The sequence below is a fragment of the Sphingomonas sp. G-3-2-10 genome, from assembly GCF_012927115.1.
Classification (GTDB): domain Bacteria; phylum Pseudomonadota; class Alphaproteobacteria; order Sphingomonadales; family Sphingomonadaceae; genus Sphingomonas.
In genome coordinates this window covers 282,547-299,777 of the sequence record NZ_JABBFY010000001.1, presented here as the reverse complement: position 1 = coordinate 299,777, position 17,231 = coordinate 282,547, and the positions used below count along the sequence as shown (strand labels likewise).

At 66.5% G+C, this 17,231-nt stretch carries 21 protein-coding genes and 1 tRNA gene; 10 read left to right on the top strand and 12 right to left on the bottom strand.

Annotated elements, in window-relative coordinates; translation table 11 throughout:
• Nucleotides 1-60: 60 nt before the first annotated feature.
• The 3 genes from cysD to HHL13_RS01505 are packed head-to-tail and all read left to right on the top strand — an operon-like array spanning nt 61 to nt 3,583.
• Nucleotides 61-957: a sulfate adenylyltransferase subunit CysD gene (gene cysD, locus HHL13_RS01515; protein WP_169554015.1), complete on the top strand. Its 897-nt coding sequence runs from the start codon at nt 61-63 to the stop codon at nt 955-957.
• On the top strand, nt 957-2,870 hold the full coding sequence (gene cysN / locus HHL13_RS01510) for a sulfate adenylyltransferase subunit CysN (RefSeq protein WP_169554014.1): 1,914 nt from the start codon (nt 957-959) through the stop codon (nt 2,868-2,870). Before cysD ends, cysN begins: the two co-directional genes overlap by 1 nt.
• A complete protein-coding gene (locus tag HHL13_RS01505; protein WP_169554013.1) occupies nt 2,867-3,583 on the top strand; it encodes a 3'(2'),5'-bisphosphate nucleotidase CysQ in 717 nt (238 codons plus the stop codon). Before cysN ends, HHL13_RS01505 begins: the two co-directional genes overlap by 4 nt.
• Here HHL13_RS01505 and HHL13_RS01500 read toward each other — a convergent pair whose 3' ends face one another.
• The 7 genes from HHL13_RS01500 to HHL13_RS01470 form a co-directional block, all read right to left on the bottom strand.
• Nucleotides 3,584-3,991, bottom strand: a complete 408-nt coding sequence (locus tag HHL13_RS01500) for a hypothetical protein (protein WP_169554012.1) — start codon at nt 3,989-3,991, stop codon at nt 3,584-3,586.
• Between the two features lie 232 nt (nt 3,992-4,223).
• A tRNA-Arg gene (locus HHL13_RS01495) sits at nt 4,224-4,300 on the bottom strand.
• A gap of 79 nt (nt 4,301-4,379) precedes the next feature.
• Nucleotides 4,380-4,796, bottom strand: a complete 417-nt coding sequence (locus HHL13_RS01490) for a hypothetical protein (RefSeq protein ID WP_169554011.1) — start codon at nt 4,794-4,796, stop codon at nt 4,380-4,382.
• Nucleotides 4,797-4,921: 125 nt separating this feature from the next.
• Nucleotides 4,922-5,383: a DUF1178 family protein gene (locus HHL13_RS01485; RefSeq protein ID WP_169554010.1), complete on the bottom strand. Its 462-nt coding sequence runs from the start codon at nt 5,381-5,383 to the stop codon at nt 4,922-4,924.
• Complete coding sequence (locus HHL13_RS01480; protein ID WP_169554009.1) at nt 5,380-6,207, bottom strand: carbon-nitrogen hydrolase family protein; 828 nt, start codon at nt 6,205-6,207, stop codon at nt 5,380-5,382. The genes HHL13_RS01485 and HHL13_RS01480 overlap by 4 nt, the downstream gene beginning before the upstream one ends.
• Nucleotides 6,204-6,461, bottom strand: coding sequence for a glutaredoxin 3 (gene grxC, locus HHL13_RS01475; RefSeq protein ID WP_169554008.1), 258 nt, complete (start codon nt 6,459-6,461; stop codon nt 6,204-6,206). The genes HHL13_RS01480 and grxC overlap by 4 nt, the downstream gene beginning before the upstream one ends.
• 34 nt (nt 6,462-6,495) lie before the next feature.
• Nucleotides 6,496-7,224 carry a ComF family protein gene (locus tag HHL13_RS01470; protein WP_169554007.1) on the bottom strand — a complete coding sequence of 243 codons (729 nt, stop codon included), beginning with the start codon at nt 7,222-7,224 and terminating at the stop codon, nt 6,496-6,498.
• A 44-nt stretch (nt 7,225-7,268) separates the two neighbouring features.
• Here HHL13_RS01470 and HHL13_RS01465 point away from each other — a divergent pair, with 44 nt between their 5' ends.
• Complete coding sequence (locus HHL13_RS01465) at nt 7,269-8,093, top strand: methyltransferase domain-containing protein (protein ID WP_169554006.1); 825 nt, start codon at nt 7,269-7,271, stop codon at nt 8,091-8,093.
• A 29-nt stretch (nt 8,094-8,122) separates the two neighbouring features.
• On the opposite strand, the gene HHL13_RS01460 is transcribed toward HHL13_RS01465, so the two are convergent.
• The gene (locus tag HHL13_RS01460) at nt 8,123-8,515 is read right to left on the bottom strand and encodes a (deoxy)nucleoside triphosphate pyrophosphohydrolase (protein ID WP_169554005.1); all 393 of its coding nucleotides are present in this window, start codon (nt 8,513-8,515) and stop codon (nt 8,123-8,125) included.
• Nucleotides 8,516-8,618: 103 nt separating this feature from the next.
• On the opposite strand from HHL13_RS01460, the gene HHL13_RS01455 reads away from it, so the two are divergent.
• From HHL13_RS01455 to HHL13_RS01445, 3 genes are all read left to right on the top strand, one after another.
• A complete protein-coding gene (locus HHL13_RS01455) occupies nt 8,619-8,789 on the top strand; it encodes a Flp family type IVb pilin (RefSeq protein WP_346775457.1) in 171 nt (56 codons plus the stop codon).
• A 220-nt stretch (nt 8,790-9,009) separates the two neighbouring features.
• Nucleotides 9,010-9,177, top strand: coding sequence for a Flp family type IVb pilin (locus tag HHL13_RS01450; protein WP_169554003.1), 168 nt, complete (start codon nt 9,010-9,012; stop codon nt 9,175-9,177).
• 151 nt (nt 9,178-9,328) lie between these two features.
• Nucleotides 9,329-9,496, top strand: coding sequence for a Flp family type IVb pilin (locus HHL13_RS01445; RefSeq protein ID WP_169554002.1), 168 nt, complete (start codon nt 9,329-9,331; stop codon nt 9,494-9,496).
• A gap of 79 nt (nt 9,497-9,575) precedes the next feature.
• Here the strand turns inward: HHL13_RS01445 and HHL13_RS01440 are convergent, their stop codons facing one another.
• Genes HHL13_RS01440 through HHL13_RS01425 form a run of 4 tightly spaced genes read right to left on the bottom strand, consistent with a single transcriptional unit; the run spans nt 9,576 to nt 13,372 of the window.
• Nucleotides 9,576-10,523 carry an acetyl-CoA carboxylase carboxyltransferase subunit alpha gene (locus tag HHL13_RS01440; RefSeq protein WP_169554001.1) on the bottom strand — a complete coding sequence of 316 codons (948 nt, stop codon included), beginning with the start codon at nt 10,521-10,523 and terminating at the stop codon, nt 9,576-9,578.
• A 12-nt stretch (nt 10,524-10,535) separates the two neighbouring features.
• Complete coding sequence (locus HHL13_RS01435) at nt 10,536-11,453, bottom strand: tyrosine-type recombinase/integrase (protein ID WP_277346981.1); 918 nt, start codon at nt 11,451-11,453, stop codon at nt 10,536-10,538.
• 10 nt (nt 11,454-11,463) lie between these two features.
• On the bottom strand, nt 11,464-13,254 hold the full coding sequence (locus HHL13_RS01430; RefSeq protein WP_240953590.1) for a hypothetical protein: 1,791 nt from the start codon (nt 13,252-13,254) through the stop codon (nt 11,464-11,466).
• Nucleotides 13,235-13,372: a hypothetical protein gene (locus HHL13_RS01425; RefSeq protein WP_169554000.1), complete on the bottom strand. Its 138-nt coding sequence runs from the start codon at nt 13,370-13,372 to the stop codon at nt 13,235-13,237. The genes HHL13_RS01430 and HHL13_RS01425 overlap by 20 nt, the downstream gene beginning before the upstream one ends.
• An 83-nt stretch (nt 13,373-13,455) precedes the next feature.
• On the opposite strand from HHL13_RS01425, the gene HHL13_RS01420 reads away from it, so the two are divergent.
• From HHL13_RS01420 to HHL13_RS01410, 3 genes are all read left to right on the top strand, one after another.
• A complete protein-coding gene (locus tag HHL13_RS01420) occupies nt 13,456-13,995 on the top strand; it encodes a shikimate kinase (protein ID WP_169553999.1) in 540 nt (179 codons plus the stop codon).
• A complete protein-coding gene (gene aroB, locus HHL13_RS01415) occupies nt 13,992-15,095 on the top strand; it encodes a 3-dehydroquinate synthase (RefSeq protein WP_169553998.1) in 1,104 nt (367 codons plus the stop codon). Before HHL13_RS01420 ends, aroB begins: the two co-directional genes overlap by 4 nt.
• A 134-nt stretch (nt 15,096-15,229) precedes the next feature.
• Nucleotides 15,230-17,200, top strand: a complete 1,971-nt coding sequence (locus HHL13_RS01410) for an ATP-binding protein (protein WP_240953589.1) — start codon at nt 15,230-15,232, stop codon at nt 17,198-17,200.
• Nucleotides 17,201-17,231: the final 31 nt, after the last annotated feature.

Sequence of the window (17,231 nt, the reverse complement as noted above, 5' to 3'; positions counted from 1 at the left end):
GTAGCGGGGCCAACAAAAAACGAGTGCGGTTGCGGGGCATGTGACATTACCTGACCCGCAATGTCGCTGACCCACCTGCAACGCCTCGAGGCGGAATCGATCCACATCCTGCGCGAAGTTGTCGCGGAGGCCGAAAATCCCGTGATGCTCTATTCGGTGGGCAAGGATTCGGCGGTGATGCTTCACCTGGCGAAGAAGGCCTTCTACCCTTCGCCCCCGCCTTTCCCGCTCCTCCATGTCGACACGACGTGGAAATTCCGCGCGATGTACGATCTGCGCGACAAGGCCGCGGCGGATGCGGGCATGGACCTGCTGGTCCACCACAATCCCGAAGCGATGGCACGCGGCATCAATCCGTTCGATCATGGCGGCCTCCACACCGATATGTGGAAGACCGAAGGACTGAAGCAGGCGCTCGACAAATATGGCTTCGACGCCGCGTTCGGCGGCGCCCGCCGCGATGAGGAGAAGAGCCGCGCCAAGGAACGCGTGTTCAGCTTCCGCAGCGCCAATCACCGCTGGGACCCCAAGAACCAGCGTCCCGAACTGTGGAACCTCTACAATGCCCGGAAGGCGAAGGGCGAAAGCATCCGCGTCTTCCCGATCAGCAACTGGACCGAACTCGACATCTGGCAATACATCCTTGCCGAAGGGATCGAGATCGTCCCGCTCTATTTCGCGGCACCCCGCCCGACGGTGGTCCGCGACGGGCTGATCCTGATGGTCGACGACGATCGCTTCCCGCTGCGCGAGGGCGAAGTGCCCGTCGAACGCTCGATCCGCTTCCGCACGCTGGGCTGCTACCCGCTGACCGGCGCAGTCGAGAGCGAGGCCGCGACGCTCAGCGAAGTCATCCAGGAAATGCTGCTCACCACCACCTCCGAACGCCAGGGCCGCGCCATCGACCACGATCAGGCCGCGAGCATGGAGAAGAAGAAGCAGGAGGGGTATTTCTGATGACCTCCTACCGCCCCGATGCGCTGATCGCGTCCGACATCTCGGCCTATCTCGACCAGCACCAGAACAAGTCGCTGCTCCGCTTCATCACCTGCGGATCGGTCGATGACGGCAAGTCCACGCTGATCGGCCGCCTGCTCTACGACAGCAAGATGATCTTCGAGGACCAGCTGGCTGCGCTCGAATCCGACAGCAAGCGCGTCGGCACCCAGGGTCAGGAGATCGACTTCGCGCTCCTCGTCGACGGCCTCGCCGCCGAGCGCGAACAGGGCATTACCATCGACGTCGCCTATCGCTTCTTCGCGACCGAGAAACGCAAATTCATCGTCGCCGACACGCCCGGGCACGAGCAATATACCCGCAACATGGTCACCGGGGCTTCCACCGCCGATCTCGCGGTGATCCTGATCGACGCGCGCAAGGGTGTCCTCACCCAGACCCGCCGCCACTCCTATCTCGCGCACCTTATCGGCATCCGGCACATCGTGCTCGCCGTGAACAAGATGGATCTGGTCGGCTATGATCAGGCGAAGTTCGACGCGATCGTCGCCGACTATCGCGAGTTCGCCGCCTCGATCGGCATCACCGCCTTCACCGCGATCCCGATCTCGGGCTTCAAGGGCGACAACATCACCGCCCTGTCGGAAAACACGCCGTGGTTCGCCGGGCCGGCGCTGATGGACCATCTCGAAACCGTCGAGCTCGACGTCGAGGCCGATCGCGCCAAGCCGTTCCGGATGCCGGTGCAATGGGTCAATCGCCCGAACCTCGATTTCCGCGGCTTCTCCGGCCTGATCGCCGGCGGCACCGTGAAGCCCGGCGACAAGGTCCGCGTCCTGCCTTCGGGCAAGACCTCCACCGTCTCGCGCATCGTCACGCTCGACGGCGACCTGCCCGAAGCCGGTGCGGGCCAGTCGGTCACTCTCACCTTCGCCGACGAGATCGATTGCTCGCGCGGCGACGTGATCGCGGTCGCCGATGCCCCGCCCCAGGTCGCCGACCAGTTCCAGGCGACCATCGTGTGGATGGACGGCGAGGATTTGCTCCCCGGCCGCGCCTATTGGCTCAAGCTCGGCACGCAGATGGTCAGCGCGACGGTGCAGCAGCCGCGCCATGCGATCTGCGTCAACACGATGGCCGAACTCAGCGTGAAGACGCTCAGCCTCAACGATATCGGCGTCGCCGAAGTCTATACCGACCGCGGCATTGTGTTCGAGCCCTATGCGGACTCGCATGGTCTCGGTGGCTTCATCCTGATCGACAAGATCACCAACGCCACCGTCGCCGCGGGGATGCTCAACTTCTCGCTGCGCCGCGCCCAGAACGTCTATTGGCAGGCGACCGAGATCAACCGCGAGGCCCATGCCCGCCAGAAGAACCAGCTCGCCCGGCTCCTGTGGTTCACCGGCCTGTCGGGTTCGGGCAAATCGACCATCGCCAATCTGGTCGAGAAGAGGCTGCACGCGCTCGGCAAGCACAGCTTCCTGCTCGACGGCGACAATGTCCGCCACGGGCTGAACAAGGATCTCGGCTTCACCGATGCCGACCGGATCGAGAATATCCGTCGCGTCGGCGAAGTCGCGAAGCTGATGACCGATGCGGGGCTGATCGTCCTCACCGCCTTCATCAGCCCGTTCCGCGCCGAACGCGAACTGGTTCGCTCGATGCTGCCCGAAGGCGAGTTCTTCGAAATCTTCATCGACACGCCGCTCGTCGAAGCCGAGCGCCGCGACGTGAAGGGCCTCTACAAAAAGGCCCGCGCGGGCGAGATCGCCAACTTCACCGGCATCTCCAGCCCGTACGAAGCGCCGCTCAATCCCGAAATCCGCATCGACACCACCAGCCTCTCGCCCGAAGCGGCAGCCGAACTGATCGTCGAGCAGATCATGGGCGTGTGGAGCCCGGTGCTGTGACCGACGCCGAGCTTGCCGCGGACATAGCCGCCGAGGCCGGCAAGCTCCTCGTCGCGCTCCAGAAATCCGGCCTCTCCGGTCAGGCGCTGTGCAATGCCGGCGATCTTCAGGCTAACAACCTGATCCTCGCCCGCCTGCGCGCCGAGCGCCCGGGCGAAGCGATCCTCTCCGAAGAATCCGCCGACGATCTCTCCCGCCTCACCCGGAGCCGCGTGTGGATCATCGACCCGCTCGACGGCACCCGCGAGTTCGGCGAAGGCCGCGACGACTGGGCCGTCCATGTCGCGCTCGCGATCGATGGCGAGCCGGCGATCGGCGCGGTTGCCCTTCCCGCGCTCGGCATCACGCTCTCCAGCGACGCGCCGCCGCCGCTCAGGCCAGCGCACAATCCGCCCCGCATGCTGGTCAGTCGCACCCGCCCGAGCCAGCTTTGCGCGAATGTCTGCGGCATGATCGGCGCGGAGACGATCACGATGGGTTCGGCCGGCGCCAAGGCGATGGCGGTGGTCCGCGGCGAAGCGGAAATCTACCTCCACTCGGGCGGGCAGCATCAATGGGACAATTGCGCCCCCGCCGCCGTCGCGCTGGCGGCGGGTCTCCATGTCTCGCGGATCGACGGCAGCCCGATCATCTACAACAAGGAGAGCAGCGCGATCCCCGATCTGCTCATCTGCCGCTCCGAATTCGCCGAATGCGTCCTCGCCGCGGTCTGATCAGCGCTTCGCGAACCATTCGTCCGCATCGGGCTTGAACAGATAGCTCACCGCCCAGGCGTAGATCAGGAAACCGGCCCAGCTCAGCAGCGACGGCACGCTGAAGCTGAATCCGAGCTGGAAGGTCTGCAGCGCAAGCTGCGCCGTGCCGAGCACGAACCAGATCGACAGGATCCACTTGGCGATCACGCTCCGCCGCCGCGCCGCGAAATACCATAGCGCGAGTTGCAGCAGCAGCACGACGGCGACGAATACCGCCAGATAAAGCATTGCCTCCGGCTCGGCGACCTTGGCCCGCCGCGCCAGCGCCGCGACGCTGGAAGTCCAGGTCAGCGCCTGAACGACGATGTTGATCGCGAACTGCACCAGAAACAGCCGTTCGAACTGCACGATCGAATTGGGACGCATCACTTCTTTCCCCACATCTTCCGGAACGCCCACATTTTTCGAAATGATAGCCGCCTCAACCAAGCGTGCAACGGCACGGGCCAAAAAGATCGCAGCGATGTGAGGGGGTGGGTTGCCGGCGCCCTGTGGGGGAGGATGCGCCGACACGGGCCGTTTCGGCCCGCGATGTTGCCCCGATATGTCTGCGCCAACGGCTGGTCGCATATGAGGCTGAGATGAGTCGGGGGGTAGGTGGTGGTCCCGGAGGGACTCGAACCCCCGACGCCCACTTTAGGAAAGTGGCGCTCTATCCGGCTGAGCTACGGAACCACGCGGCGCCTCCCATAAAGCGCGGTTCGGGCGGCGGCAACCGGGATCGAACCCGATCGCCGCCATCCGGCGCCTCGCTTCAGTCGCTGTCCCAGTCGTCGGCGCCCCACATGTTCAGGTCGCTGTTGGCGGGATCGTTCAGCGCCACCGCGCCGGTCCGCCCGCTGTGCCAGATATAGGGGCAATTGCCCTGCTTCCAGTCGGCGCTGTAGCTCCAGTTGCGCGACTGGCCCTTGTTGTCGGTGATCACCACGCCGCCCGCGTTCGAATGGAATTCAACCGTAGCCGTGGTGTGCGGCGCGATCTTGCACGGGCCGTTGGTGTTGTTGTCGCACGCAATGTCGGTGAACTGCACATAGCCGATGCCCGGCGTGTACTGGACCGACCAGACCTGGTTCGAATTGTTATAGATGTGCCGTACGCACTGGGCCTGCGCCGCGTTGGCCAGAAACAGCCCGCCAACGGCGATAACGACCGCCTGAATTCGATGCCGCATGATGCTCTCCCGCATGTTCACAAGGTGATGCGGCCCGTTTCGCGGCGGCTCTCAGGCGACTCGCGACAGGTGCTGATACGCATTTTCCGTCGAACGGCCGCGATATTTCGCAGCCGGAATGACAGCTAGTTGCATGCCTCCGGGGGCACCACGGGGAACGGCAGGGGCGCAACCGCGACGCCGTCGTCGATCAGTTCCTTCGCCTGCTCCAGCGTCGCCTGGCCGTGGATCTGCGCATGCGGCTCGTCGCCGTCATGCATCGCGCGGGCGCGCGTCGCGAAGCTGCTGCCGACCCATTGCGAGCCTTCCAGCGCCTTGGCCTGCGCCGCGGCCAGCGTCGCAAGCGCGGTCTTGATCGCTTCGGGGCTGGGCGGCTGGCCCGACGGCAGAGCCGGAACCGGCGTCTCCGCGCGCTGGTTGCCCTTGGCCGCCACGTTCGGCGCCATCACTGCTTTCTCGATCGCATCGCTGCCGCACATCGGACACGCCAGCAGTCCGCCGCTGCGCTGCGCCTCATAAGCCGCGCTCGATCCGAACCACGCCTCGAACACATGGCCGCCGCCGCATTTGAGATCGAATACGATCACAGCGCTTCCACCTCGGGAATCGCCCGGCGATGCTGGAGTACCGGCACTCGCGACCGCGCATCCTCGACGCGCCTGGGATCGATGTCGGCAAAGCCCAGCCCCGCCGGGTCACCCATATCGAGCAGCAATTCGCCCCACGGATCGCTCACCAAGCTGTGGCCATAGGTCGCGCGCCCATCCTCATGCACGCCCGTCTGTGCCGACGCGATCACGAACGCCGCCGCCTCGATCGCCCGCGCACGCAGCAGCACATGCCAATGCGCCGCCCCAGTCGGCCGGGTGAACGCCGCGGGCAGCGCAAGGATGGTCGCGCCCGCATTGCTCAGGCTCCGGAACAGGTCCGGAAAGCGCAGATCGTAGCAGATGGCGAGGCCCAGCACGCCCAGCGGCGTCTTCACCGTCACCGCGCGCTCGCCCGGCGCATAGCTGTTCGATTCGCGCCAGCTCTCGCCGGTCGGCAGGTCGACATCGAACAGATGCATCTTGTCGTAGCGTGCGCGGATTTCGCCCGCATCGTCGATCACGAAGCCGCGATTGGCCAGTTTGCCCTCTTCCCGCAGGATCGCGAGGCTGCCGATATGCACCCAGATACCGTGCTTCGCAGCCGCGTCGCGCACCGCCGCCAGCACCGGATCGTCATGTTCGTGCCACAGCGAAGCCGCCGCCCGATCGCGCTTGCCGTCGAGCAGCCCCGACATTTCCGGCGTGAACAGCATCGTCGCGCCGCCCGCCTTCGCATCCCCCACGGCTTTCACCAGGGTACGCGCATTGGCGGCGGGATCGATCCCGCTGGTCATCTGGAGGAGCGCGGCGCGATTGCTCATGCGTTCAGCAACGCGTCCAGCTTGCCCTCGCGCTCCAGCGCGGCGAGATCGTCGGAACCGCCGATATGCTTCCCGTCGATGAAGATCTGCGGGAAGGTGTTCCGCCCGTTCGAGCGCTGCACCATCTCGGCGCGCTTCGGCCCGCCCATCGTGAGGTCATATTCCTCGACGTCCGCGCCCTTGCTGTCGAGCAGCGCCATCGCCCGCGAGCAATAGCCGCAGAACGCCCGAGTGTAGATTTCAACCTTAGCCATCGTGCCTCCGAGGTGTGATGCCGGTCGCGTCTTGTCAATCGACTGCATCGTCCAGAACGCGCGCCCAGCACAGAAGGATCACTTTCGCCGCGCCGCCGCGTTTGAGCAGCGCCGCGCAAGCCGCTGAAGTCGCGCCACTGGTATGAACATCGTCGACCAGCACCACCGTGCGCCCCGCCAGATTCGCCTTCGCGTCCGGCGCCAGCGCGAACGCACCCGCCACCGCTTTCGCCCGACCGCGATGCCCCAGCCCGCGCAGCACCGGCGTCGCCTTCACACGCCGCAACAGGTGCACGTCGGCCACCACCCCGCTGCTCCGCGATAGCGCGCCCGCGATCATCGCCGCCTGATTGAAGCCCCGCCCCCAGATCCGCCAGCGGTGCAGCGGCACCGGCACCAGCAGATCCGCGCCCTCGGGCATCAGCCGCGACATCGCCCGCGCCATCGTTTCGGCATAGGCGGTCCGCCCGCCATATTTCAGGCGCAGCGCCACCTGCCGCGCGACATCGCCATAGGCCACCGCCGCGCGCACGCCGTCATGCACCGGCGGATCGGCCATGCATTGCCCGCATTGCGCGCCGTCGCCGCGATCATAGTCGAACGGCAGGTGGCAACTCGCGCACCAGGGCGGCCCCAGGAACCGCAGGCTGCCCCAGCAAGTCGCGCAGAAACCGTGATCCGCCCCGGTCACTTCGCCGCATCCCGGGCAGCGCGGCGGCAGCGCATAATCGGCGATCTTCAGCAGAGGCGCGGCGAGACGCATCCCGGACTTGTCCCCCACCCCGCATCGGCGCACAAGCGCGCCGAATGTCCCAGCCCGAAATCTTCGACCGTGCCCGCCGACACAAGCGCCGCGACCGCGCCGCGCCGGCCTATCGCGACCACGCCTTCCTGCGCGACCATATGCTCGACGGCATCCATGAGCGCCTGAGCGCGGTACAGCGCGAGTTCCGCGACGTCCTCGACCTCGGCAGCTTCGACGCGACCTTCACTTTGCCCGGCGCGACAATCACCCGGCTCGAGCCCGGCAAGCGCTTCGCCGAAGCGACCGGCGCGATCCATGCCGATGAGGACATGCATCCCTTCCCGCCCGCCAGCTTCGATCTGGTCGTGTCGGCGGGTGTGCTCGATTCGGTCAACGACGTCCCCGGGGCGCTCGCGCTGATCCGCCGCGCGCTCCGGCCCGACGGCCTGTTCCTCGGCGCATTCGCCGGCGCGGGCAGCCTCGCCACGCTCAAGGCCGCCTTTCTCGCCGCCGAGCCTGCCGCCCGCTTCCATCCGCAGATCGACGTCCGCGCCGCCGGCGACCTGCTCAGCCGCGCCGGCTTCGCGCTGCCCGTGGCGGACGTGGAAACGCTTACGGTCCGCTATTCCAGTATTTGGAGCGAACTGCGCGACCTGCGCGGCATGGCCGCCACGAACCTGCTGCCCGATGCCCGCCCCCTGGGCCGCGCCACGCTGATGCGCGCTGTGCAGGAATTTACCGAAAAGGCCGACCCGGATGGCCGAACGCCCGAACGCTTCGAGATCGTCTATCTGACCGGCTGGGCGCCCGACGAATCGCAACCCAAGCCCGCCCGCCGCGGCAGCGGCACGACCTCGCTGGCGGATGCACTGAAGCCGAAAAAATAAGCCCCTTCCCTGAAGGAGAGGGGCTAAAGTCAGACCAGCGCTTCCAGCAACCCGATCAACGGCTTGTCCGCGGGCGGCATCTCCAGCCGGTGGAGTTCCAGCGGCCGCACCCATTTCAGCGCGCTGGCGTGCCGCGCTTCGGGCACGCCCCTCCACTTGCGCAGCGCATAGAGCAGCAGCAGCAGGTGCCGCTCGCCAAGCGCCTCGCTCGCGAAGGTCGCGGGCGCCAGGCACGCCGCCTCCACGTCGATCCCCAGTTCCTCGTGCAGTTCGCGGATCAACGCGGCCTCGGGCCGTTCGCCCGGCTCCACCTTGCCGCCGGGAAATTCCCACAGCCCCGCCATCGGCTTGCCGGGCGGACGCTGCTGGACGAGCACCCGCCCTTCCATGTCGATCACCGCCGCCGCGACGACGAACAGCATTGGATTCGAAACCGTATCGGAACGATCGCTAGACACTTCGTTAATGCTCTTTCTCTACTTTCAGGAGACCTTTGGGGGAGTTCCCGCTCCGATGCGAGCAATAGTGCGCCTGGTTGGAAAGCTGTTTCGCGATCGCCGTGCGGCGACCGCGGTCGAATATGGCTTCATCCTCGCGCTCGTCGTCATCGCGATGATCGCCACGCTGCGCGAACTTGCCGGCACCACCACCGGCATGTGGACCAATGTCAGCACCAAGGTTCAAGCGACCAACTGAATTCGTCCGAGTCGCGCCGCCGCCGCGCCGCTTGCGCGCCCGCGTCCGGATTCCGCCCGGAAGCTCCTTCTCGTAGGTAGATTCCCCTAGAAAGTTACGCTTTCGTAACTTCTCGATTTAGAGGTTTCTTTACCTCCGCTCTCTAGGTTCCGAGTTGCCGTCACGGTCTTCCGCGACGGTCGGGTGAATGAAGCATTCCAACTGAACCACGGAGACCGTTATGACCAAGATTCGCAACTTCCTGAAGAACTCCAAGGGCGCCACCGCAATCGAGTACGGCCTGATCGCCGCTCTGATCGCCGTCGCCGCGATCGCTGCCATGCAGGGCCTGGGCAACCAGCTCAACAAGACCTTCGGCAACGTTTCGTCGAACATGAAGGCTTCGTAAGCCTTCAATTCGAACTGAATTCCGGATCGGGCGGCGAGACTTCGGTTTCGCCGCCCTTTTCGCGTCAATGGTTCATCAACTATGAAGCCTTAGAATTGACCTGCAAGCAATTGCTTTAGATCAATTTTGCGTTTTCTGGGGGATCGGAACCATGCTGAAGTTTATCAAGCGAATGCGCGAAACGCGCGCCGCCACCGCGATCGAATATGGCCTTATCGCCGCGCTGATCGCCGTCGCCGCCATCGCCGCCATGCAGGGCCTGGGCAATCAGCTGAAGAAGACCTTCGGCAATGTCAGCTCGAACATGAAGGCGTCATAAACGCTCGCCCTCACGCAAACGAAAAGGGTGGCGATGCATCTGCTCCGCCACCCTTTTTGGTTACGTATGGGAAATCAGGTCAGATCCGGCCCATCGCCAGGAATTTCGCGCGCCGTGTCTGGCGGAGGACTTCGGGAGCCTGCCCCTCCATCCCGTCCAGCGCCGCCGCGATCGCATCGCCCAGCGCAGCGATCGCCGTGTCGGCATCGCGATGCGCTCCGCCCAGCGGCTCGGGCACGATCGTGTCGATCACGCCCAGCTCCTTCAGATGCTGCGCGGTCACCTTCATCGCTTCGGCCGCATCGGCGGCCTTGTCGGCGGTGCGCCACAGGATCGACGCACAGCCTTCGGGCGAGATCACCGAATAGACCGCGTGCTCCATCATCAGCACCACATTGCCGGCTGCCAGCGCCACCGCGCCACCCGAGCCGCCCTCGCCGAGCACCGCCGCGACCAGCGGCACGCCGAGGTTGAGGCACTGTTCGGTTGAACGCGCAATCGCTTCGGCCTGACCGCGCTCTTCGGCCTGAATGCCCGGGAACGCACCCGACGTGTCGACCAGCGTGATCACGGGGATGCCGAACCGGTCCGCCAGCTGCATCAGGCGGATCGCCTTGCGATAGCCTTCGGGCTTGCCCATGCCGAAATTATGCTTGAGGCGGCTCGCGGTGTCGTCGCCCTTCTCATGGCCGATCACCATCACGCGGCGGCCGCGGAAGCGCCCCAGCCCGCCGATGATCGCCTGATCGTCGGCAAAGGCGCGATCGCCGCCCAACGGCATGAAATCGTCGATCAGCGCCGCGACATAATGCTTGAAATGCGGCCGCTCCGGATGGCGGGCCACCTGCGTCTTCTGCCACGGCGTCAGCTTCGAATAGACTTCGCGCAGGAACTTGTCCGATTTTGCCTGCAGCGGCGCAATCTCGGTTTCGAGATCATGCTCGCCGCCCGCGGCGGTATCGCGAAGTTCGTCGATCCGGGCCTGAAGCTCGGCGATCGGCTTTTCGAAGTCTAGGAAGCTGGCCATTGGTCCGGTCGGTTAAGCGTGGCGGGGCTTCGCGTCAACGAGCGCTTCACCCAAAGGATGCCTCTGGTTCACCAGATCGACGAGTCTCCGGCTGTCGACATGGGTGTAAATCTCCGTCGTCGCGATATCGGCATGGCCCAGCATGGTCTGCAATGCGCGCAGATCGGCGCCGCCTTCCAGCAGATGCGTCGCAAAGGCGTGGCGCAACACGTGCGGGCTCACCCGATCCGGCGGGATGCCCGCCGCCGCCGCGAGCGCCTTCAGCATCTGGTACAGCCGGATGCGCGAAAGATGCGCCTTGCCCGAGGGGAAAAGCCAGGGCCGCGCCGCATCGACATGCTCGCGCCACAGCGCCACTGCCGCCCGCGCGCGATCGCTGATCGGCACCAGACGTTCGCGCCCGCCCTTGCCCTTCAGGATCAGGAACGGCCGGTCGGGGTGGATCGCGTTACGCGGCAGGCTCACCAGCTCGGTCGCACGCAGCCCCGATCCGTAAAGCAGCTCGATCAGCGCCGCGAGCCTCAGGTCCAGCGGATCGGCCGGGACCCGCGCGATCCGTTCGGCCACCGCTTCGAACAATTTGTCGACATCGCCAACGCTCAGCACCTTGGGCAGCGAGCGCCCCGATCCCGGCCGGGGCAAGGCCGCGCCCGGATCGTCCTTGCGCAGCCCTTCGTCCGCCAGAAAGGCGAAGAAACGCCGAAGCGCCGCCGATTTGCGCGCCACCGTCGCCCGCGACAGCTCGCTCCACGCCGCGCCCAGCTTTTCCAGTTCGGCCGCGCCCGCGTCGCCCAGTCCCCCGTCCAGAGCCTCGGACGCCAGCCGCAGATCGGTGCCATAGGCCACGACGGTATTTCCCGCCGCGCCCGCCTCAGCCGTCATCATTTCCAGAAAGCGCTCGATCAGCGCCCGATCGTCGGAGCGGCTCAAGCCCCCACGCTCAAGCTCGCGTGATCGCCTCGACGGCGATCATCCGCGCATAATCCTGCATCCCGGTCGCGCGAAACGCCGCGATGATATGGAACAGCGCCTCGGGGCTCACCGACGACCAGCCGCGCGACTGCATCCCCGTCGCGGCGAGCAGCGCCACCGTGCCGGAATCCCCTGCCCGCGCCGCGCGATCGATCGCCCGCGTCCAGTTGTTCACGCCGCCGACCTGCACTTCCAGCGCCTGTGCGTGACGCCGCACATCGCCTTCGGAAAACAGGCCCAGCCCGGCCAGCCCGGCCAGCGCCAGCTGCGAATGCCGCCGGCTCGATGCGCCGCGATAGGTGTCGAAATCAGCCGAGCTGACCACCGCGCCCGCCGGATCGGCCAGCGCCAGCAGCATCCAGCCTTCGCCGCCCTTCTTGACCACGCCGCGCCAGTTGAGCGCGGGCGCGACCAGCCCGCCGGTCAGCATCGATGCGACCAGCTGGTCGGCATCCTCGGCCAGTTCGGCATTCGCCGGGATCGCCGACGCCGCCCGCGCCGTCAGGATCAGCCGCGCATAGCGTTCGCGCTGCGATTCGGGGCCGTTCCACAGGGTCTTGAGCGCGGTGATCCGCGCCGCCGCGTCCGCGCCGGTATAGGCCGTGCGCAGATCGCGCGCCGCCGCCACCGAAGCGCTCGCAGCCTCTTCCTCCTGCTCGATCTCGCCATAGAGCGAGACCAGTCCGGCGGTGGAGAAGACGCCCTGCGCCGCCGCCAGTTCGGCCCAGCGCAACCGCGCCTGCGAGGTCAGATGCGGCGACAGCGCCGCCCAGTAGCGCACCTGCGGCCCGACCGTCGCATAGAGTTCCTCGGGGATCGTCTCCCCGGTCGCGGTCGCCAGTCCCCAGCGCCACGCGTTGAGCCGGGTCACGCTGCCCCATTCGATGGTCACCGCGCCACGGCCGCCCGCACCGGTGCCGACGACCTTCTCGCCAAGCAGATTGTCGATATCGCCTTCGCCCGAGCGGCCGCGCGCCCGCGACAGCAATTGCTGCGCCTTGTTCGGCTCGCCGCCCAGCCCGGCGCACCAGGCCTGCGCCATCTTCCAGCCGCGCTCGGGCAGCATCCCGGCCGCCGCATCGGCGATCGGGCACACCATGCCCGGATCCCCCGCCGCCAGCGCCGATTGCAGCGCGACGCGATACAGTTTCGGCGTGTAATTCTCGGTATCGACTTCCTGGACCACCGCGCGCGCGGCGTTGGATTCGCCCATGCGCAGCAGCAGCCAGCTCCGTTCGGCGGCGAAGTCCGCGCCGTTGAGTCCCTTCGGCGTATCGATCGGCGATTGCAGCGCGCGGCGCAGCGCGATCGAGACCCAGCGCGACGCGACCGGCGCATCCAGCCGCTGCATCAGCGTCATCAGCGCATGGCCATCGGTATGGCCAAACGCATCCGCCGGGAACGAGCGGTTGCCCCATGCGGTCACGCCCACCCGGTCGAGGGTGCGCTTGGCGTAATCGGGGAGTTCGTAGCGCGAGAGATCGACCGGCGCGACCGGCCCCGCCGCAACGGTCGAATTGCCGATCGGCGCATCGCCCGACGGCGATTCGGTCGTAGAGGTCGTCGTCGACGGCGCGGACGGGCGTCCGCTGTCCGCCGGGCGGGTGGGCGGCGGCGCGGGTGCAGGCGCGGGATTGTCGAATCCCGGCGGCAGCAGCGATTCGGGCGTATCCTGCGCGCCGACCGGCGCCAGCGCGGCAATCGCCGCCCCGGCCATCAGCCCCGCAACGATGACGAGCCTAGTTGGCGAGGTTTTCAAGCGGGACCACCTTCTCGACGCGTGTGGGTTCCTTGGCCGAATCGCGGCTCGCGAGGAGGAACAACCCCGCGATCAACACGACCAGCACCACGATCAGCACGACTATCGAACGGGGCATGGATAAACTCTCGGGCCTGCAATGAAGACTATTCGCGCGGCCTTTTGCCCGAGCGGGACCCTCGCTGTATAGCCCCCCGGGAGATGTTACAAATGCACCACAGCGAGCATCATTGGAACGGCAAGCCGATCGTGCTCGTCGGGCTGATGGGTGCGGGCAAGACCACGGTCGGCCGCCGGCTCGCGCAAAAGCTCAATCTGCCCTTCGTCGATGCCGATGCGGAGATCGAAACCGCGGCGGGCATGACCATCTCCGACATCTTCGATCGCTATGGCGAGGCCTATTTTCGCGACGGGGAGCGCCGCGTGATCGGCCGGCTGGTCGACGGCACGCCCAAGGTGATCGCCACCGGCGGCGGCGCCTTCATCCAGGACCAGACCCGCGAGCTGATCCTCGAACAGGCGATCGCCGTGTGGCTCGACGCCGAACCCGCCATACTCGCGGACCGGGTCCGCCGCCGCGACACGCGTCCACTGCTGCGCGGCAAGGATCCCGAAGTGACGCTCACCGAGCTCGCCGCGATCCGCAATCCCTTCTACGCGATGGCCCCCATCCGCGTGCAGAGCGTCGCCGCCCCGCACGACGCCACCGTCAACGCCATCCTGAAAGCCATCGAAGCGTGACACTGGTAAAGGTCGCGCTCGGCGCGCGCAGCTACGATATCCATATCGAAGCGGGGCTGCTCGCCCGCGCCGCCGATTTCGTCGCGCCGCTCTCGCGCGGCCGGACGATGGCGATCGTCACCGACGGCAACGTCCTGCCCCATCTCGAAACGCTGCAGGCGTCGCTGACTGCGGCGGGAGTCGCCAGCGAAGCGATCGTCCTGCCTCCGGGCGAAGGCACCAAGAGCTGGGCCCAGCTCGAATCGCTCACCGATCGCCTGCTGGAACTCGGCATCGAACGCGGCGATCACGTCATCGCGCTCGGCGGCGGCGTGATCGGCGATCTGGTCGGCTTCGCCACCTCGATCCTCAAGCGCGGTTGCGGCTTCGTCCAGATCCCCACCACCTTGCTCGCCCAGGTCGACAGTTCGGTCGGTGGCAAGACCGCGATCAATTCGCGCGCAGGAAAAAACCTCGTCGGCGCGTTCCATCAGCCGGCGATGGTCCTGATCGATCCCGCCGTGCTCGACACGCTGCCCCTGCGCGAACAGCGCGCCGGCTATGCCGAAGTCGTGAAATACGGCCTGATCGACGATTTCGCCTTCTTCGAATGGTGCGAAGCCAACGCGCCCGCGCTCCTTGCCGGAGACCCGGATGCCCGCGTCCACGCCATCGCCCATTCGGTCGCCGCCAAGGCCCGCATCGTGGCGGAGGACGAACGCGAGACCACCGGCAAGCGCGCTTTGCTCAATCTGGGCCACACCTTCGGCCATGCGCTCGAGGCCGAAACCGGCTTCTCCGACAAGCTGCTTCACGGCGAAGGCGTCGCAGCCGGTATGGCGCTGGCCTTCGCCTATTCCGCCCGGCTCGGCCTCTGCCCGGGGCAGGACGCGGAACGGGTCGTCGCTCATCTCGGCGCGATCGGTCTGCCCAACGGGCTCGCTTCGGCCGGTATCTCGGCCAGCGGCGAAACGCTGGTCGATCATATGCTCCACGACAAGAAGATGGACGCCGGCACCCTGCCCTTCCTGCTCGCACATGGCATCGGCCAGACCTTCCTCGACAAGTCGGTCGATCTCGCCGACGTCGCTGCTTTCCTGGACACCCAGCCGCGGGCCTGAGCCGTTTCGGGACGCCGTCCCGCTTCCGGCCACATCGGGATGAACCTCTGTCCGATCTCCGCGTTTAGCCGGATCGAATGGAAGGGACGGCCTTGATCGCTGAACGGGGGACTGATCTGGCTTCGCTCGCAAGAATGGGCGAGCTCGGCGGATTGATTTCGCAACTGGACGGCAATTCCCCGCTCGGCCCGCCTTCGGGCTGGTCGAGCGCGCTGTGCTCTGCCGTTCGCATGATCCTGCCCTCACGCGCCGAGATCGTGATGTTCTGGGGTCCCGAATATTGCGCCCTCTACAACGACGAATACGCTCCCACGATCGGTGACAAGCACCCGCGCGCGCTTGGCCAGTCGGCGAAGATCTGGTGGGGTGAGCTGTGGGACGATCTCGGCCCGCTGCTTCAGGGCGTGCGCGACACCGGCGAAACCTATCACGCCAAGGACCGCCCCTTTTACATCGAGCGCGACGGCGGCCGCGGCGAGGAAGTATTCTTCGACATCAGCTACTCGCCGGTGTTCGACGACGACGGATCGGTCGGCGGCGTGCTGTGCATCGTCAGCGAGACAACGGCGCGCGTACTTTCCGAACGGCAGGCGCTGGCCGACCGCAACCGGCTGTGGAACCTCGCCCGCGATCCCTTCATGATCGCCAGCCAGGACGGCATTTGGCTCCACGCCAGCCCCGCATGGACCAATATCCTCGGCTGGGAACTCGACGAACTGACCGGACGCACCTCCGAATGGATCGAGCATCCGGAGGACCGCGAACGCACCCGCGAGGAAGTCGCGCATATCGCCTCGGGCGAAGCCACGCTGCGCTTCGAGAACCGCTTCCGCGCAAAGGACGGCGACTATCGCTGGTTCAGCTGGACCGCGGTGCCCGAAGGCGAGCTGATGTACTGCGTCGCCCGCGACATCACCGCCGAACGCGAAGCTGCCGCGACGCTGCGCGAAACCGAGGAAGCGCTGCGCCAGTCGCAGAAAATGGAAACGGTCGGCCAGCTCACCGGCGGCGTCGCGCATGATTTCAACAATCTGCTGCAGGTCGTCACCGGCAATCTCGACATATTGATACGAAACCTGCCCGACGGGCATCCGCGCCTCGCCCGCGCCGCGCAGGCGGCGATGAACGGCGCCGAGCGCGCCGCCACCCTCACCCAGCGCCTGCTCGCCTTCGCGCGCCGCCAGCCGCTCGCCCCGCGCCGCATCGATCCCGACAAGCTGATCGCCGGCATGTCCGACATGCTGGCCCGCACGCTGGGCGAGACGATCGAGGTGGAGACGGTGCGCACCGGTCGCGTCTGGCCGGTCGAGGCCGATCCCAACCAGCTCGAAAACGCGATCATCAATCTCGCGATCAACGCCCGCGACGCGATGCCGGACGGCGGCAAGCTCACCATCGAGACCGCCAACACCCATCTCGACAAACATTATGTCGAACGCGACGTCGAGGTCACGCCCGGCCAATATGTCGTCATCTGCATCTCCGACACCGGCGAGGGGATGGAAGAAGACACGATCGCCCACGCCTTCGAGCCTTTCTTCACCACCAAGGAAGTCGGCCGCGGCACCGGTCTCGGCCTGTCGATGGTCTATGGCTTCATCAAGCAGTCCGGCGGCCATGTCGGCCTCTATTCCGAGCCCGGCCACGGCACGACGGTGAAGCTCTATCTCCCACGCTATTTCGGCCCCGATGCCGAGCCGGAGGAAACCGCTGCCGATCACCCCGTCTCTGAAGGTCAGGGTGAAACGATCCTGGTGTGCGAGGATGACGAGAACGTCCGGGCCTTCACGGTCGAGGTGCTGCGCGAACTCGGCTACCGCGTGATCGAAGCCGGAGACGGCCCCGCCGCGCTCGCCGCGCTCGATCAGGCCGGTCAGATCGACCTGCTGTTCACCGACGTCGTCCTGCCCGCCGGCATGACCGGCGCCCAGCTCGCAGCGCAGGCCCAGTCCCGCCGGCCCGGCCTGAAAGTCCTCTATACGACCGGCTATGCCCGCAACTCGATCGTCCACCACGGCCGGCTCGATCCGGGGGTGGAACTGCTGCCCAAGCCGTTCACCTATGCCGACCTCGCGGCGCGGATCCGGGAATTGCTGGATCGGTAGAAGCGGCCCGGCATTGGCGCGCGACTGCCTC